We start from the raw sequence: 20,366 nt of genomic DNA on the forward strand, positions 1-20,366 counted from the left end.
TTTATCTATTATACCATATTCATATAAAAAAACGAACATTCTTGCCCTAAAAATGCTCGTTTTTCTTAAATTATTAATCTAAATCTGGTTTATAGAAGGAACGATTGTCCATAGCGAAGATTTTATTGGTCATCTCTCCTTTATCCACCAAAGCTAGAGCTGTTGACATCATCATCATGCTAGCATCCAGATTGTCAATCATATGGATAATCTCTGCCTCCATAATGCGTGGACGGACTGGACTTCCATACTCAAGCAAGCCGTGGTGACTAAGGATGACGTGACGAAGCAGAACGACTTCTTCCTTGGTATCATCGATACCGAGTTCCATAACTGTCTTGGTAATTTCGCTATCAATTAGAGCAATATGCCCAAGAAGATTGCCTCGCACTGTGTACTCGGTCTGGTCTGGTCCCGTCAACTCAATGACCTTAGCCAAGTCATGCAGCATAATCCCTGCATAGAGCAGGCTCTTATTGAGTTGAGGATAGACTTCGCTAATAGCATCTGCCAAACGCACCATGGTCGCCGTATGATAGGCCAAGCCCGTTTCAAAGGCATGATGGTTGGTCTTGGCAGCTGGATAGGAGTAAAATTCCTTATCATACTTGGTGTAGAGATTTCGGACAATCCTTTGCCAAACAGGATTTTCAATTTTAAAAATCATTTGCGACATATAGTCACGGATTTCCTTGACATCAACTGGCGACTTGACCTTGAAATCAGCTGGATCATTGGGTTCGCCCGGTTGAGGCAGGCGAAGAGTAATTTGATTAACTTGAGGGGTGTTGTTATAAACTTCTCGGCGCCCTTTCATGTGGACAACCTTACCTGCGGTAAAGGCCTCAACGTTATGAGGTTGAGCATCCCAGAGCTTCCCTTCAATCTCGCCACTATCATCTTGGAAGGTAAAGGCTAGGTAGTTTTTCCCAGCTCGTGTCTGCCTCAGGTCAGCTGATTTGATTAGGTAAAAGCCTTCAAACAACTCATCTTTTTTCATGTGACTAATCTTCATATTCTTCCTCATTTTCTTGGAAATGGAGTAAATCAAGCGCAGGCTCACCTTCTGACAACTCAATGTGACGGAGCGTCCGCTCGATAGCTGTAGTGCGACGGTTTAATAGTTCATCAATATTGCCAGAGGCATGTTGGAGATGTTTTTGTGCCTTAACCAGAATTCCACCAAACTTGCCAAACTCGGTCTTGACACTGGCTAGGGTCTTACTGATATGGTCTGCACTCTTTTGAATATTGAGAGTTTTGAAACCAACTGATAGGGAATTGAGAAGAGCTGACAAGGTACTTGGACCTGCGACAATAATCTGTTCCTCCCGTCTCAAATCATCAAAGAAGACCGGATTGCGGACGATTTCTGAGTAGAGACCTTCTGTCGGAACAAACAAAACTCCAAAATTGGTCGTCCGAGGCGGTGCTATGTACTTGCTCTTGATATCCTTGGCAAAGCGTTTGACACTGGCTAGGAGCGACTTACGACAGCGTTCGATCTCATCCTTGTCACCTGCTTCATAGGCTTCTTCTAAGCGGTAATAATCTGCCAGTGGAAACTTAGAGTCAATCGGTAAGTAGACGTATTCCTGGTCGCCTTGTCCGGGTAACTTGATGGCATACTCCACTCGTTCACTAGAGTTTTCAACCGTTGCGTATTCTCGTTCATACTGGGCAGGGGTCATGATGTCTTCGATGATTTGCCCCAGTTGCAATTCGCCCAGAATTCCTCGCGTTTTGGTTCCAGAGAGAACCTTGTTGAGAGCTCCGACATCACGGGCAACTGTCTGCATTTCTCCAAGGCCACGATTGACAGACTCCAGTTGTTTGGAAACTGTCTCAAAGGAAGCCTGCAAGCGCGTCTGCAAGGTCTTTTCTAATTTTTCCTCGACCGTTTGGCGCATTTGTTCCAAACGTTGCTCATTTGATTCCTGCAAGGCTTGAAGGCGTTGGTCGGTCTTGTCTCTGGTTTGCAAGAGATTATCTGTCATTTCTTGACGGACTTGAGTTAGACCTTGGTGCAATTCGATTCGCACTTCTTGCAAACGGTCGCTGACAGTCACTTCCAAATCTTTTTGGTCTAACTGGCTGGCTTGCCTGGCTTGTTCAAAACGGTAATCCAACTGGTCTGACAAGTGATCTGCCTGATCCTCCAAGCTCTTGCTGAGATGTTTTTCCTGCTTATCCTGCCTTTGCCAAATCAGAAAAAGGCCAGCTAGGTTGGCAATCAATAATAGAACAAGTAAACTTTCCATCCTACCTCCTGTCCTTGCTATGCAGCACGACCACATAGCCATCTGGGCAAGTCACCGAAACTTCCCTATCTATATATTCGTTAGAAGCGTACACTTTTTTAAAGAAAAAATTTTCCTCTGTCAACTCATACTTGGCACCAAGAATGGTCAGCTGACTATCCCTAACTGGCATAAAGGCTAGGTATTCATAGTCTGAACGGGGTTGAAGCTGACTAATCCCTTCTGGACAATAGGCAATCAAGTTTTGCCCATCCTCAATTGCTATCTGACGCATATAGGGAGCTAACTTGGGATTGCTAGGCAGAAAAACATTGGCCAGCATATGGTCAATACGGCCACCCAAAGCACCGAAAATAGTGACCTGAGCCTGAGGATTTTGTTCAAAGATGGTCAAGAGAGCCAATTCCAAATCGGTATCATCTTTTTCTGGTTGAGCTTGGACAAAATACTGGGCACGTTTTTGAATCACCTGTTGCTCTTCTGCACTGACAGAATCAAAATCTCCAACTGCTAGAGTAAGAGGAAGGTTTTCTTCCAAGACCCAGAGTGAGCCTCGATCCACACCGACAAAGCAATCAAAGTCCGTCCGGTAGTGACCACGGTCTCCGCCAGCAAAAACTGCAACCCTAGTCCAGTTGTTTTCTGAGAGTTTGTACTCGCTCATTGACATCTCCCTTAAAGACATAGGAACCTGCTACAAAAACGGTCGCACCAGCTTCTTTGGCTTGAGCAATAGTTTGGTCATCAATCCCACCATCCACTTCAATCTCAAAGTTCAAACCTTTTTCATCACGAAGGGCAACCAACTCACGAACCTTATCCATGGTTTCTGGCAGAAATGCTTGACCACCGAAGCCAGGGTTAACTGTCATGACTAGGACTTGGTCAACTAGATGAAGCACATGCTTAATCGCTTCAACTGGTGTACCAGGATTGATAACAACTGATGGCTTGACACCGAGTGAACGAATTTTTTGGAGGGCACCATGGATATGAGGCGTTGTTTCTACATGGATACTGATAATATCCGCACCTGCACGCGCAAAGTCCTCTAGATGATGTTCAGGATTGGAGACCATCAAATGGCAGTCAAAGACCATCTTGCTATGAGGACGAAGAGACTCGACCACACCTGCACCAAAACTGATTTGCGGTACAAAATGACCATCCATGATATCGATATGGGCATATTCTGCCCCAGTTGCTTCTAGACGTTTGATTTCACGTTCAAAGTTGGCATAATCTGCTGCCAGAATTGACGGAGCAATCTTGTATTGAGACATAGGTTTCTCCTTATTTTGGAATTTTTTTGCTGACTTTTTTATAGGTTTCTCTGCGATTTTCAATTTCACTGAGGAATTGCAGGTAGTTGTCAAAACGGAAGGTTGCAACAACTCCCTCTTCGACAGCTGGCTTGACTGCACAAGACGGCTCATGGGTATGGGTACAGGTACGGAATTTGCAGTCTCGGCTAACACTAGCAATCTCTGGAAAGGCCTGATTGAGGTCTTCCGCCGTTGATACTTCATAGTCCAAGGATGAAAAACCTGGTGTATCTGCGATTTTACCCCCATTAAGGTTGTAAAAACTAACAGCTCGAGTGGTATGGCGCCCGCGACCTAGACTGTCTGAGATTTCTCCCGTTTCAAGATTGAGGTCTGGTGCGATTTTATTGAGAAGAGTTGATTTCCCAACGCCCGTCTGCCCCATAAAGACTGTCACCTTGCCTGTCAACAAAGGCAGGAGTTCCTCTTTACTGGTCACAAAGTCATAGCCGATGTCACCATAAGTCTGTTCATAAAAATCCAGTTCTCCTCTATCTTCCAACAAATCCATTTTGGAAATATAGACAATGGGATGGATGCCCTTGTGTTCCAAAAGAACCAAGAAACGATCCAGCAAATTGCTGTTAAAATCAGGTTCCTTGACAGACATGATTACTACAGCTTGGTCAATATTGACAATGGGCGGACGGACCAGACTGTTTTTCCGTTCGTGAATCTTGAGAATATAGCCTTCTGAATTTTCCTCGGCAGAGAAATCTACCCAGTCCCCAACATAGGGTGTGTGGCCTTTTTTACGAAAATTTCCACGCGCTCGTGTCTGATAAACCTGGCCATCACTCTCTACATAGTAGAAGCCTGCTAAGGCTTTAATAATTTGTCCTTTCATTTTAGAGTCCTTGCCCTTTAAGCGCGTCTGCTAGACTGGCAAATTCTTCCAAGCTGAGCGCTTCCCCACGCACACTTGGTGACAAGCCTGCCTGATCCAAAGCCTTGGTCAGCTTGTCCTTGACCTCCTCAGTCTTGCCAAAGTAACCTGTCAAGTTATTCCACAAGGTCTTGCGGCGATGGGTGAAACTTGCCTTGGCAACCTTAAAGAAGAAGTTCTCGTCTTCCACTGCTACAGCTGGTTCTGGACGGCGCACCATTTTCAAAATAGCTGAGTCCACATTTGGCGCTGGCACAAAGACCGTACGAGGCACGATAAAGGCAACCTTGGCTGTCATATAATACTGCACCGCGATCGACAAGCTACCGTAGGCCTTGGTGTTTGGCTGGGCTGAAATGCGGTCTGCCACTTCTTTTTGCATCATGACCACAAACTCACTAAAAGGAATGCCACTTTCAATCAAGTGCATGAGAATAGGCGTCGTAATGTAGTATGGCAAGTTAGCCACTACCTTAATTGGCAAATCAGGATTTTTGAAATTCTGGATATGTTGCGCCAAATCAACCTTAAGAATATCCTCGTTGACTACGGTCACATTGTCAAAATCACGCAAGGTATCTGCTAAAATCGGTACCAAACGGTGGTCAATCTCAAAGGCCATGACTTGAGCCGCACGCTCAGCCAAAAACTCCGTCAAGGCACCAATCCCTGGCCCGATTTCGATAACATTGACCTGGTCATCAATTTCAGCCGTATCCACGATCTTTTGAAGGATATTAGTATCCGTCAGGAAATTTTGCCCAAAGGATTTTTTAAAGGTAAAACCGTGACGCTCTAGCACTGCCTTGGTCACGCTATAATCTGCAATTCTCATTTATTCTCTTTTCTAATATTAAAGAACTCTCTAATCTTTAGCTCTGCCTTCTTGTTCCTCACTAAGCTTTTGCATATCTCTAAAAGCTGTGAGGCTAACATAGGCACCCGCTTCATGGTATTCCGTTGGGTTAATGGCATAGTCAAAGAATTCAATCATGTTACCAGCGTTTTCAATCATCCCATTCCATTTTTCGTCAAAGACCATTCGCAGACGTTTCCAATCAGTAAATACTGGAACAGAGTTTCGCCCATTTTTGCCTTCTCCAGTTGGAATATTAAATTTCGCTGACTCTTCTAAGACAAAGGAGTTTGCTTCCTGACCGCCCTCTGGGAATCCTGAAGCCGCCTCTAAAGGCAATAAGAATTTGGCTTTTGGCACAGCCATTGAAAAGAACTTATAATAGAGCTTATAAATTACTTCTTCGTCTTCTGTCGTCGGACTATCCAGTTGTCCCATCAAAAGCATCCATCTTACAACATCAGGATTCATGACAGGAACTTGTATTTCTGGCAAATCAGAAAAATCTGGTTTTGGAACTAAAACCGATGCAGCAATGCTTACTTCCTTACTATTAAAGAAAGCACCTAAAGCACCGTTTAAATAAAAGGCTGCCCCAAGAAAATTCTCAATCCCTTTTTTATCTTCTGTATTTTCAATTAGTTTCACCACTGACTTTGGTCGACTGTCAATAGTTTCCTTAAATCGATGATAGCAACGTGGTGTAAAAAGCATGATCATAGGGTCTGTACAAAGATAGCCTTCTTCTCCTCTGTCATAGGTCGTTGAGAAAAGATAGGGTTCACCTGTTTTTTCCGAATAAACTGCATAAATTGAATCTGCTACTAACAACTTGTCCTTGACAATTTCTGCTAGACGCTCCAACTTGCGGGTGTTAGCTTGATAACTTTCTTCACTTTCAGTTTCCTGATTTTGACGGCAATCCCATAAAAAGGCTTGTAGAATCTCAATGCTATCCTCAAGACTAAGGGTCTGATAGTCCTCATCACCTACTTTACCTTCTTGGATAGTCACAAAAGCTCGGTAAAGAGCATATCCATAAGTAGATGAACGTTTTTCCTCTTCGACTCCCTGACTATAGAGCACACTTCCCTTTTTCAGTTTATCTAAGGAAGGAACCTTATCAACTTCTAGATAGACCAGTTCTTCGTCGTTTAGAGCTTCTATATCCTCTTTATGGCAGGAAAGTTTTTTCACGACTACTGAACCAAGAGCATCCATCCCCTGATCAGGATTGCAAAACTGGAGACAATCACCAACCTTCAAACTTCCTTCTAGGTTGGCAGCAATTAAGAGCTCCCCCTTTTCTTCCATTGGGAAAAATCCTAGAACTCCCAAGCAAGCATTACCTTTCGCCTCTTTCGCTTCCTTATTGGATTCAGTTATTTCAGTTGTTTTTGTTGTTTCTGTCTTTTTTAAAAAATCAAAAATTCCCATAAATTTTCCTCATTATCTCCACTCAACACAAATTCTATGGAGTCATTTTTCTAATGCTTGTAGCCAAGCCTGATTAAACCGTATATGATTACTTCTATTGTAACACATTCCCCTTGTATTTGGGGTCTGCTTAGCTATTCTCATAAGATTTCATAGCTTCTTCCACTTCTGCCAAGGTAATCCCAAACAACTCTAAGCGCTTGAGGAGTTGCTTGCCGTTAGAATAGCCGATTCGGAGAGCCTCTCCCAGATATTCTCTGCGTTTACGGCTATCTGCCCCTGCTAGAAAACCAAGGCGAATCAAGTCGCTACGACTGATATCAAACTGACTCTCATGTTCAAATTGTTCTGTCACCTGAGCTAGAGCTGTTTTCAGGTCTTCATAGCTAGCATGTTCAATTCCCAGAGAACGCCCCTTGGTTTTGGACTTGGGAACAGCTTCATCTCGTTTGAGGAAGGCATGCTGAACTGTTGGAATGGCCGTCATAATCATGCGGCGAATCCGCTCCCCATTAAAATCTGGATCTGTAAAGACAATGACTCCATGACGTTGGTGCAAGCGCTGAATCCGCTCTATATCCTGATCATTAATGGCAGAACCTCGGGTTTCATAGGTCTCTACATCGAAGTAACGTTTGAGATTGGCCGTATCATCGCGGCCTTCTACCACGATAACTTGGGATATTTTTTCTTTCATTACTTGCTGTCCAATCCAAAAATTCGTTCTGCATTTGCAGTTGTTATCGCCGCTAGCTCTTCCGTCGTCATGCCATGCAAATCTGCTATAAAGTCCACCACATAACGAGTATAGGCTGTTTTATTTTCACGACCACGTTTGGGAACAGGTGCCAAGTAAGGCGCATCCGTCTCCACCAAAATCTTGTCCAAAGGTAACTCTTTAGCTGCTTCTTGGATGTCAGTTGCTTTCTTAAAAGTCACCACTCCTGAGAAGGAAATAGTCATGCCAAGCGCGACAAACTTCTCTGCCCACTCAAGCGTCCCTGAAAATGAGTGCATAATCCCACCTCGAGGACCCACGCCCTCACTTTTGATAATCTCATAGGTATCTTCCAGCGCATCACGAGTATGGACAACAAAAGGCAAATCCAAGTCCTTAGATAATTGAATCTGACGGCGAAAAACCTGCTCCTGCACCTCTTTCGATGCTGTCATCCAATGGTAGTCCAAACCAATCTCACCCAAGGCAACTACCTTGGGATGTTTGAGCTTATCAAGCAAGTAGACTTCAATCTCCTCCGTGTAAGTCCCTGCTTCTGTCGGATGCCAACCGATAGTCGCATAGAGCTGGTCATACTCATCTACCAACTCCAAGGCACGCTCAATCGTCGGCTGATCAAAACCAACAATATTCATTTGTGTCACACCCATTTCAGCAGCCAAGGCAATTTCTTCTGCCTCAAGCCCAGCAAATTCTTCTACATTCAAGTGTGTATGTGTATCAAAAATCATCTCTTCTAACCTCGTTTTCTATCTTCTATTATACCAAAAAACTGACCTCTCTCCTCATCTGTACAAAATATTCTAAAATCCATCGTCGTCTCTTGACGCTCTTTTTCCAAAGCAGTATAATAGCACTTATTGAAATTTTCAGAAAAGGAAAATACCATGTTTACAAAATTAAAACAGACTTTTATCGGTCGTCCTCTTAAGTCCTTAACAGAAGGCGAGGGAGGTCTGCTGGGAAAAATGCAGGCCTTGGCCATGTTGTCAAGCGACGCTCTATCTTCCATTGCCTATGGGCCTGAGCAAGTAGTCCTCGTCTTGACTAGTCTCTCTCCTCTTGCGATATGGTGGAGTCTTCCTATCGGCCTCTTTGTCCTCCTGCTCCTAGCTAGCCTGACCGTCTCCTACCGACAAATCATCCATGCCTACCCTCAAGGAGGAGGGGCCTATATGGTTACTCGAGAAAATCTATCTCCCAAGCTTGGCTTGATTGCTGGAGGTAGTCTTCTGGTTGACTATATGCTGACCGTAGCAGTATCTGTTTCATCTGGAGCGGACGCTATCACAGCGGCTCTCCCTTCTCTTCACCCGTACAACCTCCACATCTCTATTTTTCTGGTTTGCTTGCTCATGCTCTTGAACTTACGGGGCTTAAAAGAATCTGCCAGTTCACTAATGATTCCTGTCTATCTCTTTATCATCAGTACTGTCTTTCTCTTGCTCTATGGAATCTTTCAACTAGTGACAGGTTCTCTCAGCTATCAGGCAACTTCACCTATTGGGCATGCTGTTCCAAGCCTGTCTATCGTTCTCATTCTAAGAGCTTTTACCAGCGGATCTGCCTCTCTGACAGGGGTTGAAGCTATTTCAAATGCCGTTCCCTTTTTCAAGGCTCCAAAAGAAAAGAATGCCGCTCAAACCTTGACCATCATGTCACTAATTTTAGGTTTTCTTTTTGCTGGTATCACCTTCCTAAACTACTGGATGGGGATTCTGCCTCAACACGGAGAAACTATTCTTTCACAGATGGCTCAAGGCATCCTTGGCACTTCCTTCTTAGGCCACCTTGGGTATTATGTCTTCCAATTCTCCACAGCCTTGATTTTGGCCGTAGCTGCAAATACTGGCTTTTCGGCTTTCCCTATGCTGGCTTACAATATGGCTAAAAACAAATACATGCCCCATCTCTTTATGGAAAAAGGAGACCGCCTAGGCTACTCTAATGGAATTTTAACTCTGGCATTTGGGGCTATGATTCTTCTTCTCATTTTTAATGGTAATACCGAACGTTTGATTCCCCTTTATACTATCGGGGTCTTCGTTCCCTTCGCCCTATCTCAGACTGGGATGATTCGCCATTGGAAAAGGGAAAAAGGAGCAAATTTCTTAAAACCTGCTCTTGCTAATATCCTTGGAGCTATCATTTGCTACGCGATTGTGCTAATCTTGCTCTTTTTCCGTCTCAGTGATATCTGGCCTTTCTTCCCGATTATTCTAGTACTCACTCTACTCTTCTTGGCGATTCACAGTCATTACCAAAAAGTGGCCCAACAACTGCGACTCTATGAAGGCATCGAAAAACGTACCTACGACGGCAATCTAGTTCTCGTCCTAGTAGGAAATGTCACCTGCGTCAGCATTGGAGCCATTAACTACGCTCAAAGTATCGGAGATGAAGTCCTAGCCATGCACATTTCTACTAAGGAAACAGCAGAGAAAGACCAAGAAATTCTCCAAGAATTTGCCGATTACTTCCCAACCATTACTCTGAAGAACATCAAGACCAGCTACCGCGACATCATCACGCCTACTGTCAAGTATGTCAAACGAATCTCTGAGGATGCCCAGAAAAAGAACTATACAGTCACTGTCCTCGTTCCCCAGTTTATACCCAATAAACCTTGGCAAAATATCCTGCACAATCAGATGAGTCTCAAACTCAAATACGCCCTTCGTTGGCACCAAGACGTCGTTGTCGCTAGCTACTCCTATCACTTAAAAGAATAAAGAAAAGGCCCCACCAGAAGCAAGAAGCGTCTGGTAAGGCCTTTTTCTGAATCCAGCCACTATGCTTATACTCAATGAAAATCAAAGAGCAAACTAGGAAGCTAGCCGCAGGCTGCTCAAAGCACTGCTTTGAGGTCGTAGATGAAACTGACGAAGTCAGCTCAAAACACTGTTTTGAGGTTGCAGATAGAACTGACGAAGTCAGTAACATATATACGGTAAGGCAACGCTGACGTGGTTTGAAGAGATTTTCGAAGAGTATTAACTGAAAAGAATGACTAGGAATATTATTGAATGTGGTTAACTAAATCTTCCTGAGCTTTTTTATTTGACTCAGCTTTTTCTTTCAGCCATTTTTCATAGAGTTCTTGGTACTGTTTAGCAGTTACTGGCTCTTTTTGCAATTCAACATATTTGTAGTTATCTGCATTTCCTTTATGACCAACGAATGAGAATGGTCCTGTAAACGGTACAGTCTTACGGAAGATTGGGTTAGCTCCACCGCTTTGAACTGGTAGGAACAAGGCGCTATCTGTCAACCAAGCTTGGGCTTCAGCATATTTTTCATAGCGAGCTTGAGTATCTGTGATTTCTGCGTCTGCCTGATCCAAGAGTTTCTTGTAGTCAGCAAGACCAATCTTGTCCTTAACTTCCTTGTCTTTTCCTTCAGACAAGCCCATGTTTTTCAACTGAGAACCTGTCTCTGGATCAAGGATATCTAGGTAAGTCTTAGGATCTGAGTAGTCTCCACCCCATCCTGAAATGTCAATATCGTAGTCTTTTTGTTCTGCTGTATCTGCAAAGTAGGTTGCTTGGTCTTTTTCATCTGGAGAAAGTTGGATAACGTCGATGACCACATTCTCCTTACCAAGAGTTTCTTCCACTGTTTGTTTGAAAGAGCCAGCTTGTTGCACATCTAACTTAGCAGTCTGGTCAACTGGCATATCCAAATGAATTGGGAAAGTTACTCCCTGAGCTTGCAGACTTTCTTTGGCCTTAGCAAACTTCTCTTTGGCCTTTTCAGGATTCAAGAAGGCTTGCTTACCATCGTTTAGGTCGATATTCGCCCAATCTTTACCGTAGTTGACAATTTTCTCATTAACAATATCACCGAAGTTCTTATCACCAACTTGGACAAAGTTACTTGGTGTAACCGTGTTACGCAAGATACGGTCTGCTCCATCTTCACCATTTGTCTGCGCTGCATAAGCATGACGGTCAAAGGCAAAGTTGATAGCCTGACGGAAATCTTTATTTTGCATAGCTGCGCGTGAATCTGTCTTTTCCTTATCAGACTGTTTCATAGTCTGCTTGTAACTTTGACGATTAACGTTGAAAAGATAGTAGAAAGTAACTGAGTTTTGTGGTGTATAGGTAATCTTGTCCTCGTTTCCCTTCTTGAGTTCAGCAAATACTGAACTTGTTGGGAAAATACGACCATCTGTATAGTTACCATCCAAGAAACCTCTTGCAATGCTGTCTTGGTCAGAACCATCAAAGAAAGAAAGTTTCACTTTCTCAATTTTGACATTGTCCTTATCCCAGTAGTTAGGGTTTTTATCAAACTCAATCAAAGATTTTGATGTGAAGGACTTAAACAAGTAAGGACCATTTGACAAGATACTTGATGGTGTCACACTTCCAAAGTCATCTCCCTTAGACTTCAAGAAAGCTTCATTTACAGGACTAAGAATACTTGCTGTTGTTTTAGAGTTCCAATAAGTCTCAGGTTGGTTGAGAGTGTATTGTAGCGTGTAATCATCCACCGCCTTAACACCAACAGTTGCAAAATCAGATGATTTTCCTTCAACATAATCTGCTAGACCCTTGATAGAGTCTTGTACCAAGTACAAGTTTTCAGCCTTTTTATCAGCCGCATACTTGAGACCAGTCACAAAGTCATGAGCTGTTACATCCGCATACTCTTCTCCTTCAGAAGTGTACCATTTAGCTCCCTGACGAATCTTATAAGTGTAGGTCAAACCATCTTTTGACACTGTCCATGACTCAGCCATAGAGGGAATGAGATTGCCATACTGGTCATTTTCCAATAACCCATCAATCAAGTTGGTTGTGATACTAGATGTAGAATCTCGTGTAGAGGTAATATAATCCAAGGTATCTGGGTTATTGACAAAGATATAAGAGTAAGTCTTGTCTGCATTACTTGATTGGGAAGACCCACATGCCGCTAGAGCTAGACCTGCTGTCAAAGCCATAGCTCCAAAAAGCATAACTTTTGATTTCTTCATGATTATTCTCCATTTTTTACTATATGTGAAATATTATACACTATTTGAGCAAAAATATAAAGTCTTTTTAACTTTTTTACAAAAATAAAAATCAGTAGACTCGAGTTCCTACTGATTTTTGTTATGGTTCGTTTGGATTATGCAGCCAAAACTTTGCGTCCTTTACGACGACGAGCTGCCAATACGCGACGACCGTTTTTAGTTGACATACGGTTACGGAATCCGTGTTTGCGCGCACGACGAAGTTTACTTGGTTGATAAGTACGTTTCACGATGAATACCTCCTCATAGATTTTGTATTCGTTTAGCCGGCTATAAAGTGATCAGTTACTAAACATACTTTACTATTCTATCTGATTCTTTCACTTTTGTCAATAGCTCAAGGCAAATGTTTCCAGCTTTTTCGAATGTAAGCCCTATCTACGATACTGTTTCAAGAATCGAGTCATCTTTTCTTGAATTTGGGCCAGTTCATCGACACGAGGAAGGTAAACAATACGGAAGTGGTCTGGTTCCTGCCAGTTGAAGCCTCGACCATGAACCAAGAGAACCTTTTCCTGTTTCAAGAAATTAAGGACAAACTGCTCATCATCATCGATACGGTACATATTGCGGTCGATTTTCGGGAAGATATAGAGTCCAGCCTTAGGTTTAACGGCAGACAAACCTGGAATATCTTGAATGGCATTGTAGATGAAGTTTCTTTGCTCGTAAATTCGTCCACCAGGAAGAAGCAATTCATCGACTGATTGGTGGCCACCCAAGGAAGTTTGTACAACCTGTTGGGCCAAAACGTTAGAGCAAAGGCGCATATTGGACAGCATATTGAGCCCTTCAATATAGCCTTTGACATGTGTCTTAGGTCCAGACAAGACCATCCAACCCACACGGAAACCAGCGATACGGTGGGATTTTGACAGACCATTCATGCTGACACAGAAAACATCTGGTGCCAAACTAGCCACAGGCGTATGCACATGCCCATCCATGACCATGCGGTCATAGATTTCATCCGCAAAGATAATCAAATCATTTTGACGGGCAATCTCAATAATCTCCAGCAAGAGTTCCTTAGGATAAAGGGCTCCAGTTGGGTTGTTTGGATTGATAAGGACGATCGCCTTGGTATTGGAAGTGATTTTTGACTTGATATCGTCAATATCTGGGTACCATTCTGCAGCTTCATCACAGATATAGTGAACAGCATTTCCCCCAGCCAGGCTGACAGCGGCTGTCCAGAGAGGATAGTCTGGCATTGGCACCAAGACCTCGTCTCCATTGTCCAAAAGTCCCTGCATGGACATGACAATCAGCTCACTGACACCATTTCCAAGGTAAATATCATCAATATCTACGTTTGGAAATTTCTTCAATTGGCAATACTGCATGATGGCCTTACGGGCTGAGAAAATCCCTTTGGAGTCAGAGTAACCTTCACTATCACGCGCATTCATAATCAAGTCATGAATGACCTCGTCTGGCGCTGTAAAGCCAAATTCTGCTGGATTTCCTGTATTCAGACGTAAAATCTTTTCGCCGTTTGCTCGCATCCGCATGGCTTCTTCCAAAACAGGACCACGGATATCATAAGCAACATGCTCTAACTTACTAGACTTGTTATATTCTTTCATCTTGTTTCCTCAATTCATCAGGATAGTAACATTATACCACTAGAAAGAAAATGCGACAAGTTTACTGAAATGTGTTACTAAAATCCTACAGAAGAAAAACCTCACTAAAAGCGAGGTTAAGACAGAGGAGATAGCAGGTGTTTTGCAAAGACAGATCACATACCAAAAGATAAACCTAGAAAAAGCAAGCCTAAAAAGGAGTCATAGAGAAGATTGAACATGAGGAAAAGCCCCCATATCATCAAGTAATCCCAACGCCCACTTCGTTTAGCGACTAGGAATAATACCAAATGGTAGAGTAAATGAAAGACTAAAAAGCCGATAAAACCTGGATAAAGAAGCGGTACCAGACTCTCTAATTGCCAGATCATGATAACTTCTACCAAGACTGAAACTAGGATAATTCCATAATAAAAGGAATTTGAAATTTTTGTTTCTTGAAAAGAGTGCTTCATCATTCTCCCTCCCTTCACTTCTTTCCTACTATCCTTTCTTTTATTTTATCATACATTTATATAGATTTTAATCGCTAACATTCTTTTAAAAAATACTTTTTTTACTTTACTTCTATAGTGAAAAGGTTTACAATTGTAGTAAGAAAATTTCAGGAGGTTTCATTATGGCACAACGTTACCAAAATATCATGGTCGCAATCGATGGTTCTAAAGAAGCGGACTTGGCTTTTGTCAAAGGAGTTCATTCTGCTCTACGAAACGACGCTAAACTCACCATCGCACATGTCATTGACACACGCGCTCTCCAAAGCGTATCCACCTTTGATGCTGAAGTTTACGAAGAACTCCAAGTTGACGCTGAAAGTCTGATGAAAGAGTACGAAAAACGGGCTAAAGATGCTGGTGTGGCAGATGTTCATATCGTCATTGAAATGGGAAATCCAAAAACCCTCTTGGCACGTACTATTCCCGATGCTGAGGAAGTGGACCTCATCCTTGTTGGCGCAACTGGTCTCAACGCCTTTGAACGCCTCTTGGTCGGCTCTTCATCTGAATACATCCTCCGCCATGCTAAGGTTGATTTGCTGGTTGTGAGAGAACAAGAAAAAACCCTATAGTCACGAAGAAAAGGAGCTCAGCGCTCCTTTTTGTTTACTATTTATACTCTTCGAAAATCTCTTCAAACCACGTCAACGTCGCCTTGCCGTACTCAAGTACAGCCTGCGGCTAGTTTCCTAATTTGCTCTTTGATTTTCATTGAGTATTATTTCTCTCTTTATGACGCTCATAAGCCTTGAGCTGGCGCTGCAGTTCCTTTTTAATAGCAGGTTCTGGAGCATATTTTTCTTCCCAATCTTCTGGTTTTAAAATTTTGTGGGTCACTGGATCAAAATGAGCCTTGCCATCTGGGAAAATTTTCCCCATATTGGCCTGATGGACAATATCAAAAATACGTTCTGGGTCCACCCCCATCAAAACAAAACTACCGTAGGTGAAGTAAAGCGTATCAATCAAGGCATCCACCTGCCCTACCAAATCTTGCTGTGCAGGTGTCTTCTTGGCTACTTTCTCTGCTGCCTTATCAAGAGCTTGATGAAGTTGTGATAGAGCTTGACCAAAGTCCTCTTCAGAAGGACTGGCTGCTCGAACAAACTCAACCAATTCTTCTATTTTAAAACCAGCCCTGTGGGTTGCACCTTTTAAATCCCAAGCTCGTGGTTCTTCTTGGGTTCGTTCATCCATCATGTGGTGGAAGGTCTTGACCTTATTGAAATGATAGTCACGGCTGACAAAAACTTTTTCTGAAGCTAGAACACCAAAATGTTCCAGGGCCTTGTGGATTCCGTCTTGCTGATTGCTGGTGGTAATGTGCTTAGCAACTTCCTTGACACTGCTACTACCATTTCCCATAGCGACCGACATACCGACACCAGCCAGCATTTCTAAGTCGTTATCTGAGTCACCAAAGGCCATCACTTGGTTGAGATCAAAACCATATTCTTTCCCGACTCGGCGTATGCCTTCCAATTTAGAGTTTCCTTGATTGATGACATCCGCTGCAAAAGGATTGCTACGTGTCAATTTCAAGTCTTCAAAATCAGCTGCTGCCTTCTCAGATTCTTCTGGCGTCATCAGCATCAAAACTTGGTAGATAGGCTGATTCATCAGATCAAGCAGGTCTTCTTCCTTTTGGGGAACAACCTTGCTGACCATACGATTAAAGGAATGACTCACTGTCCGAGTTAAAACTGAGGGAACGAAGCGACTGATTCGTTGGGAAAAAGAACCCAGACCAAAGGACATGATTTTGGAACCCAACATGGCATCCTTGGTCCCTAGAGCAATCTCCTTGCCCTCTTTTTTAGCATAACTGATTAACTGGCGCAAATGTAACTTGGAAATTGGGCTCGTGAACAAGACTCTGTCTTTAGTAAAGATATACTGGCCATTGTAGGTTACCGCAAAGTCCAGATCCAAATCGTCCATCAATTCCTTAACAAAAAAAGGTCCTCGTCCTGTCGCTACACCGACAAGCACCCCTTGTTCTTTGACAATCTTAATCGCGTCCTTAGTGGATTTCAAAACACTCTTGTGATCGTTGACCAAGGTTCCATCGATATCAAAAAAAACAGCTTTGACTTCCATCCTATCCCAATCTCCCCTTTTGTGATACAATGATTATACCACATTTCAGAAAGAGTGAGTAAATCATGCCTAAGAAAATCCTTGTTTTACATACGGGTGGAACTATTTCCATGCAGGCCGATGCTTCTGGCGCTGTTGTGACGAGTTCAGATAATCCCATGAACCATGTGTCCAACCCACTTGAAGGAATCCAAGTCCACGCCTTGGACTTTTTTAACCTACCAAGCCCCCATATCAAACCCAAGCATATGCTGGCCCTCTACCAAAAAATTAAAGAGGAAGCAGATAACTACGATGGAGTAGTGATCACACACGGAACCGATACTTTAGAGGAAACAGCCTATTTCCTTGATACCATGGAAGTTCCCCATATGCCTATCGTTCTAACAGGCGCCATGCGTAGTTCCAACGAACTCGGCAGTGATGGCGTTTATAATTATCTGAGTGCTTTACGGGTGGCTAGCGATGACAGGGCTGCTGACAAAGGGGTTTTGGTTGTTATGAACGATGAAATTCATGCTGCCAAGTATGTTACCAAAACGCATACGACCAACGTCGGCACCTTCCAGACCCCAACACATGGGCCACTTGGTCTGATTACGAAGCGGGAAATCCTCTACTTCAAAACAGCTGAACCTCGTGTTCGCTTTGACCTTGATCACATACAAGGCTTAGTCCCTATCATCTCGGCTTATGCAGGTATGACAGATGAGCTGATTGATATGCTGGATTTGGAACAATTGGACGGCTTGATTATCCAAGCCTTCGGAGCTGGTAATATTCCCAAAGAAACGGCTCAAAAATTAGAAAACCTTCTGCAAAAAGGAATCCCAGTCGCCCTGGTATCACGATGCTTTAACGGTATAGCGGAACCTGTTTATGCCTACCAAGGTGGGGGCGTGCAGTTGCAAAAATCTGGTGTCTTCTTTGTTAAAGAACTCAATGCCCAAAAAGCTCGCTTGAAACTCCTCATTGCCCTCAATGCCGGACTAACAGGGCAGGCTTTGAAAGACTATATGGAAGGCTAAGTCTCTTCTCCAGAAAGCAAAATCAGGAAATCTTCACGATTCCCTGATTTTTTCTATTTACGTTTTCGTGTTGAACGACGTTCTGTCAAACCATGAGGTAAGAGAACTTCACGTTCTTCCAACTCTTCCTTGTGCATAATCTTAGTCAACATACGCATACTAATAGCACCAAGGTCATAGAGAGGTTGGGCAATAGTTGTCAAGTTTGGACGGGTAAAGCGTGAGACTTGCGAATCATCACTAGTAATGATTTCAAATTCTTCTGGTACTGACACACCCTTATCAGCAAGGCCATTCAAAACACCTGCTGCCAACTCATCACCTGTTACAACTGCTGCAGTTGCATTTGATGAAATCAAGCGTTCTGCCAAGGCATAACCGTCTTCATAAGTGTATTTAGATTCAAATACCAATCCTTCGCTATAAGAAATACCTGCTTTTTTCAAGGCTTCCTTGTAGCCAACCAAACGAACCTTACCATTGATATCATCCACTAGTGGACCGCTAACGAAAGCAATGCGCTCATTTTCTTTAGCAAGGTAGGTCACTGCATCAATCGTAGCTTGTTTGTAGTCAATATTGACACTTGGAAGCTGATGTTCTACATCCACAGTTCCTGCAAGAACAACTGGTGTCCGAGAGCGAGAAAACTCTGAACGAATTTTTTCAGTCAAGTGATATCCCATAAAGATGATACCATCCACTTGCTTAGAAAACAGTGTATTGACCACTGAAACTTCCTTGTCATCATCCTCATCACTATTGGCAAGGACAATATTGTACTTGTACATTTCAGCGATATCATCAATCCCTTTAGCAAGCGTTGAGAAATAGCCATTGGTAATATTTGGTATCACCACACCGACAGTGGTTGTCTTTTTACTTGCAAGACCACGCGCCACTGCATTTGGACGGTAATCCAAACGGTCAATCACCTCAAGCACTTTTTTTCGAGTATTCTCTTTTACATTCTTATTGCCATTGACTACACGGCTAACCGTCGCCATTGAAACTCCTGCTTCACGGGCGACATCATAAATCGTTACTGTATCGTCTGTATTCATTCTATTTCCTTTCTATATCATACCTCACGAGACTCCAAAAAAAGAGACGGTATGAAAATTTCGTTTTCATGATTCTACTTATTCCATTTTATCACTATTTGTAAACACTTTCAAGTATTTTTTGAAGATTATTTGAAAAAAATTTCATAGAAAACTATGTTTATAAAGAAAAAAACACCTTTTCTTGATTTTTAATCCTATTTGCTGTATGATAATGGAAAAGAAAGGGGGCAGAAATATGGCTTTTACCAATACCCACATGCGGTCTGCTAGTTTTGGAATTGTTACCAGCTTGCCTGATGATGTCATTGACTCTTTTTGGTATATTATTGACCACTTCTTAAAAAATGTCTTTGAATTGGAAGAAGAACTCGAGTTTCAATTGCTCAATAACCATGGAAAAATCACCTTCCACTTTTCAAGTCAACATCTCCCTACAGCTATTGATTTTGACTTTAACCACCCTTTCGACCCTCTTTATCCGCCCAGAGTACTGGTTTTAGACATGGATGGTAGAGAAACGATCCTCCTCCCAGAAGAAAATGACCTATTTTAATACTAAAGGAAAATCAAAGAGCAAACTAGGAAGCTAGCCACAAGCTGCTCAAAACACTGTTTTGAGGTTGCAGATGGAAGCTGACGTGGTTTGAAGAGATTTTCGAAGAGTATAAAAACTCTAGCCTTCAGTTACAAATCACTGAAAACTAGAGTTTTTCTATTTTTTTAAAGCATTATACAAGTTGCGGACAGGTTGCTTTAAGGTAGGATGGATAAAATGAGGCGCAAGTTCCTGTAAGGACTCAAGGACAAAAAGGCGTTCTGCTATGTAAGGATGAGGCAAGATAAGGTCGTCTGTATAAAGGATCTGGTCCTCCACAAAGAGCAAGTCCAAATCAATCAAACGAGGTCCCCAATGCACTTCTCTCACCCGTCCCATCTCTGACTCAATAGCTAACAAGGTCTCCAATAGAACTGGGGCCGGCAACCAGGTTTCAACCTCAACCACTTGATTAGCAAAGCTATCTTGCTCCACACCACCCCAAGGCTCCGTCGCCAAGACACTGGACTCTTTGAGAATATGGATACCTCGAGCTCGCATTTTCTCAATGGCTTGTTTCAAATTTGCTTGTTTATCTCCCATATTGCTTCCTAGGGCGATAAAGGCCCGTTGCTTGCGACGATGAATGGTTACTGAGCAAGTATCTAGTGGCAAATGCACTGGCGCCCAAGGTTTTTTGAGTTCCAACTTCATTTCTTGGACAAGAGGATACGCCTCAAAAGTACGTTCTACCAGTTTATAGGCTACCGTTTCAATCAAGTCCTCAGTGCTTTCCTGAAACCAAGTCGTCCACTGCTGACACAATTCCCCGTAATGGACAGAGGCTGTTAAATCCAAATCTGTCGCCGCCTTGGTCATATCATAGGATAGGATTGCTGAAACGACAAACTTTTGCCCCAATTCCTTCTCACTAGAAAAAAGACCATGATAGGCAAAAATTTCCAAATCCTTAATCTGCAGTTGATCCATAATGATTCCTTTCTAGAAAAATCCGCT

At 42.8% G+C, this 20,366-nt stretch carries 20 protein-coding genes; 4 read left to right on the plus strand and 16 right to left on the minus strand.

Features of this window, described 5'->3' with window-relative positions:
- Nucleotides 1–73 precede the first annotated feature (73 nt).
- The 9 genes from ABKJ27_RS08025 to ABKJ27_RS08065 form a co-directional block, all read right to left on the minus strand.
- Nucleotides 74–1,015, minus strand: coding sequence for a 3'-5' exoribonuclease YhaM family protein (locus ABKJ27_RS08025; protein ID WP_049492793.1), 942 nt, complete (start codon nucleotides 1,013–1,015; stop codon nucleotides 74–76).
- Entirely contained in the window at nucleotides 1,005–2,261 is a 1,257-nt protein-coding gene (rmuC, locus tag ABKJ27_RS08030; RefSeq protein WP_410011651.1) for a DNA recombination protein RmuC, read from the minus strand. Before rmuC ends, ABKJ27_RS08025 begins: the two co-directional genes overlap by 11 nt.
- A 1-nt stretch (nucleotide 2,262) precedes the next feature.
- Complete coding sequence (locus ABKJ27_RS08035; RefSeq protein ID WP_410011652.1) at nucleotides 2,263–2,925, minus strand: thiamine diphosphokinase; 663 nt, start codon at nucleotides 2,923–2,925, stop codon at nucleotides 2,263–2,265.
- On the minus strand, nucleotides 2,888–3,544 hold the full coding sequence (gene rpe / locus ABKJ27_RS08040) for a ribulose-phosphate 3-epimerase (RefSeq protein ID WP_237447185.1): 657 nt from the start codon (nucleotides 3,542–3,544) through the stop codon (nucleotides 2,888–2,890). Before rpe ends, ABKJ27_RS08035 begins: the two co-directional genes overlap by 38 nt.
- A 10-nt stretch (nucleotides 3,545–3,554) precedes the next feature.
- A complete protein-coding gene (gene rsgA / locus ABKJ27_RS08045; RefSeq protein WP_000678260.1) occupies nucleotides 3,555–4,433 on the minus strand; it encodes a ribosome small subunit-dependent GTPase A in 879 nt (292 codons plus the stop codon).
- A gap of 1 nt (nucleotide 4,434) precedes the next feature.
- Nucleotides 4,435–5,307: a 16S rRNA (adenine(1518)-N(6)/adenine(1519)-N(6))-dimethyltransferase RsmA gene (gene rsmA / locus ABKJ27_RS08050; protein WP_001216857.1), complete on the minus strand. Its 873-nt coding sequence runs from the start codon at nucleotides 5,305–5,307 to the stop codon at nucleotides 4,435–4,437.
- A 30-nt stretch (nucleotides 5,308–5,337) separates the two neighbouring features.
- Complete coding sequence (locus ABKJ27_RS08055; RefSeq protein ID WP_410011653.1) at nucleotides 5,338–6,765, minus strand: SseB family protein; 1,428 nt, start codon at nucleotides 6,763–6,765, stop codon at nucleotides 5,338–5,340.
- 130 nt (nucleotides 6,766–6,895) lie between these two features.
- Nucleotides 6,896–7,462 (minus strand): ribonuclease M5, encoded by a 567-nt coding sequence (gene rnmV, locus ABKJ27_RS08060; RefSeq protein ID WP_285388551.1) that lies wholly within the window; start codon nucleotides 7,460–7,462, stop codon nucleotides 6,896–6,898.
- Nucleotides 7,462–8,235 (minus strand): TatD family hydrolase, encoded by a 774-nt coding sequence (locus ABKJ27_RS08065; protein WP_410011654.1) that lies wholly within the window; start codon nucleotides 8,233–8,235, stop codon nucleotides 7,462–7,464. Before ABKJ27_RS08065 ends, rnmV begins: the two co-directional genes overlap by 1 nt.
- A gap of 156 nt (nucleotides 8,236–8,391) precedes the next feature.
- Between ABKJ27_RS08065 and ABKJ27_RS08070 the strand changes: the two genes are divergently transcribed.
- Nucleotides 8,392–10,236: an APC family permease gene (locus ABKJ27_RS08070; RefSeq protein ID WP_285300849.1), complete on the plus strand. Its 1,845-nt coding sequence runs from the start codon at nucleotides 8,392–8,394 to the stop codon at nucleotides 10,234–10,236.
- A gap of 287 nt (nucleotides 10,237–10,523) precedes the next feature.
- On the opposite strand, the gene ABKJ27_RS08075 is transcribed toward ABKJ27_RS08070, so the two are convergent.
- The 4 genes from ABKJ27_RS08075 to ABKJ27_RS08090 all read right to left on the minus strand — a co-directional run bounded on the left by ABKJ27_RS08075 (nucleotide 10,524) and on the right by ABKJ27_RS08090 (nucleotide 14,577).
- Entirely contained in the window at nucleotides 10,524–12,488 is a 1,965-nt protein-coding gene (locus ABKJ27_RS08075) for a peptide ABC transporter substrate-binding protein (protein WP_410011655.1), read from the minus strand.
- Between the two features lie 137 nt (nucleotides 12,489–12,625).
- Complete coding sequence (rpmH, locus tag ABKJ27_RS08080) at nucleotides 12,626–12,760, minus strand: 50S ribosomal protein L34 (RefSeq protein ID WP_000831905.1); 135 nt, start codon at nucleotides 12,758–12,760, stop codon at nucleotides 12,626–12,628.
- Between the two features lie 144 nt (nucleotides 12,761–12,904).
- Nucleotides 12,905–14,119, minus strand: coding sequence for a pyridoxal phosphate-dependent aminotransferase (locus ABKJ27_RS08085; RefSeq protein WP_000666457.1), 1,215 nt, complete (start codon nucleotides 14,117–14,119; stop codon nucleotides 12,905–12,907).
- 155 nt (nucleotides 14,120–14,274) lie between these two features.
- Nucleotides 14,275–14,577: a hypothetical protein gene (locus ABKJ27_RS08090; RefSeq protein ID WP_049546665.1), complete on the minus strand. Its 303-nt coding sequence runs from the start codon at nucleotides 14,575–14,577 to the stop codon at nucleotides 14,275–14,277.
- Between the two features lie 161 nt (nucleotides 14,578–14,738).
- On the opposite strand from ABKJ27_RS08090, the gene ABKJ27_RS08095 reads away from it, so the two are divergent.
- On the plus strand, nucleotides 14,739–15,191 hold the full coding sequence (locus ABKJ27_RS08095; protein WP_000079148.1) for a universal stress protein: 453 nt from the start codon (nucleotides 14,739–14,741) through the stop codon (nucleotides 15,189–15,191).
- Between the two features lie 136 nt (nucleotides 15,192–15,327).
- On the opposite strand, the gene ABKJ27_RS08100 is transcribed toward ABKJ27_RS08095, so the two are convergent.
- Complete coding sequence (locus tag ABKJ27_RS08100; protein ID WP_049546429.1) at nucleotides 15,328–16,719, minus strand: Cof-type HAD-IIB family hydrolase; 1,392 nt, start codon at nucleotides 16,717–16,719, stop codon at nucleotides 15,328–15,330.
- 65 nt (nucleotides 16,720–16,784) lie between these two features.
- Here ABKJ27_RS08100 and ABKJ27_RS08105 point away from each other — a divergent pair, with 65 nt between their 5' ends.
- The gene (locus ABKJ27_RS08105; protein WP_049546430.1) at nucleotides 16,785–17,747 is read left to right on the plus strand and encodes an asparaginase; all 963 of its coding nucleotides are present in this window, start codon (nucleotides 16,785–16,787) and stop codon (nucleotides 17,745–17,747) included.
- A gap of 53 nt (nucleotides 17,748–17,800) precedes the next feature.
- Here ABKJ27_RS08105 and ccpA read toward each other — a convergent pair whose 3' ends face one another.
- Nucleotides 17,801–18,811, minus strand: a complete 1,011-nt coding sequence (gene ccpA / locus ABKJ27_RS08110) for a catabolite control protein A (protein ID WP_001090628.1) — start codon at nucleotides 18,809–18,811, stop codon at nucleotides 17,801–17,803.
- 238 nt (nucleotides 18,812–19,049) lie between these two features.
- On the opposite strand from ccpA, the gene ABKJ27_RS08115 reads away from it, so the two are divergent.
- Nucleotides 19,050–19,367, plus strand: a complete 318-nt coding sequence (locus ABKJ27_RS08115) for a DUF960 domain-containing protein (RefSeq protein WP_033681210.1) — start codon at nucleotides 19,050–19,052, stop codon at nucleotides 19,365–19,367.
- Between the two features lie 159 nt (nucleotides 19,368–19,526).
- Here the strand turns inward: ABKJ27_RS08115 and folK are convergent, their stop codons facing one another.
- On the minus strand, nucleotides 19,527–20,339 hold the full coding sequence (gene folK / locus ABKJ27_RS08120) for a 2-amino-4-hydroxy-6-hydroxymethyldihydropteridine diphosphokinase (RefSeq protein WP_410011656.1): 813 nt from the start codon (nucleotides 20,337–20,339) through the stop codon (nucleotides 19,527–19,529).
- Nucleotides 20,340–20,366: the final 27 nt, after the last annotated feature.

Origin of the sequence: Streptococcus sp. KHUD_011, from assembly GCF_046352925.1 — a bacterium.
GTDB lineage: Bacteria > Bacillota > Bacilli > Lactobacillales > Streptococcaceae > Streptococcus.

Bases quoted from the DNA above. Each gene is read 5' to 3' on its own strand.
- ABKJ27_RS08065 (WP_410011654.1), bottom strand. From the start codon at position 8,235: ATGATTTTTGATACACATACACACTTGAATGTAGAAGAATTTGCTGGG.
- rmuC (WP_410011651.1), bottom strand. From the start codon at position 2,261: ATGGAAAGTTTACTTGTTCTATTATTGATTGCCAACCTAGCTGGCCTT.
- rpe (WP_237447185.1), bottom strand. From the start codon at position 3,544: ATGTCTCAATACAAGATTGCTCCGTCAATTCTGGCAGCAGATTATGCC.
- rsmA (WP_001216857.1), bottom strand. From the start codon at position 5,307: ATGAGAATTGCAGATTATAGCGTGACCAAGGCAGTGCTAGAGCGTCAC.
- ABKJ27_RS08105 (WP_049546430.1), top strand. From the start codon at position 16,785: ATGCCTAAGAAAATCCTTGTTTTACATACGGGTGGAACTATTTCCATG.
- ABKJ27_RS08085 (WP_000666457.1), bottom strand. From the start codon at position 14,119: ATGAAAGAATATAACAAGTCTAGTAAGTTAGAGCATGTTGCTTATGAT.
- ABKJ27_RS08070 (WP_285300849.1), top strand. From the start codon at position 8,392: ATGTTTACAAAATTAAAACAGACTTTTATCGGTCGTCCTCTTAAGTCC.
- ccpA (WP_001090628.1), bottom strand. From the start codon at position 18,811: ATGAATACAGACGATACAGTAACGATTTATGATGTCGCCCGTGAAGCA.
- ABKJ27_RS08095 (WP_000079148.1), top strand. From the start codon at position 14,739: ATGGCACAACGTTACCAAAATATCATGGTCGCAATCGATGGTTCTAAA.
- ABKJ27_RS08075 (WP_410011655.1), bottom strand. From the start codon at position 12,488: ATGAAGAAATCAAAAGTTATGCTTTTTGGAGCTATGGCTTTGACAGCA.
- ABKJ27_RS08055 (WP_410011653.1), bottom strand. From the start codon at position 6,765: ATGGGAATTTTTGATTTTTTAAAAAAGACAGAAACAACAAAAACAACT.
- ABKJ27_RS08115 (WP_033681210.1), top strand. From the start codon at position 19,050: ATGGCTTTTACCAATACCCACATGCGGTCTGCTAGTTTTGGAATTGTT.
- ABKJ27_RS08100 (WP_049546429.1), bottom strand. From the start codon at position 16,719: ATGGAAGTCAAAGCTGTTTTTTTTGATATCGATGGAACCTTGGTCAAC.
- rnmV (WP_285388551.1), bottom strand. From the start codon at position 7,462: ATGAAAGAAAAAATATCCCAAGTTATCGTGGTAGAAGGCCGCGATGAT.
- ABKJ27_RS08035 (WP_410011652.1), bottom strand. From the start codon at position 2,925: ATGAGCGAGTACAAACTCTCAGAAAACAACTGGACTAGGGTTGCAGTT.
- ABKJ27_RS08025 (WP_049492793.1), bottom strand. From the start codon at position 1,015: ATGAAGATTAGTCACATGAAAAAAGATGAGTTGTTTGAAGGCTTTTAC.
- rsgA (WP_000678260.1), bottom strand. From the start codon at position 4,433: ATGAAAGGACAAATTATTAAAGCCTTAGCAGGCTTCTACTATGTAGAG.
- ABKJ27_RS08090 (WP_049546665.1), bottom strand. From the start codon at position 14,577: ATGATGAAGCACTCTTTTCAAGAAACAAAAATTTCAAATTCCTTTTAT.
- folK (WP_410011656.1), bottom strand. From the start codon at position 20,339: ATGGATCAACTGCAGATTAAGGATTTGGAAATTTTTGCCTATCATGGT.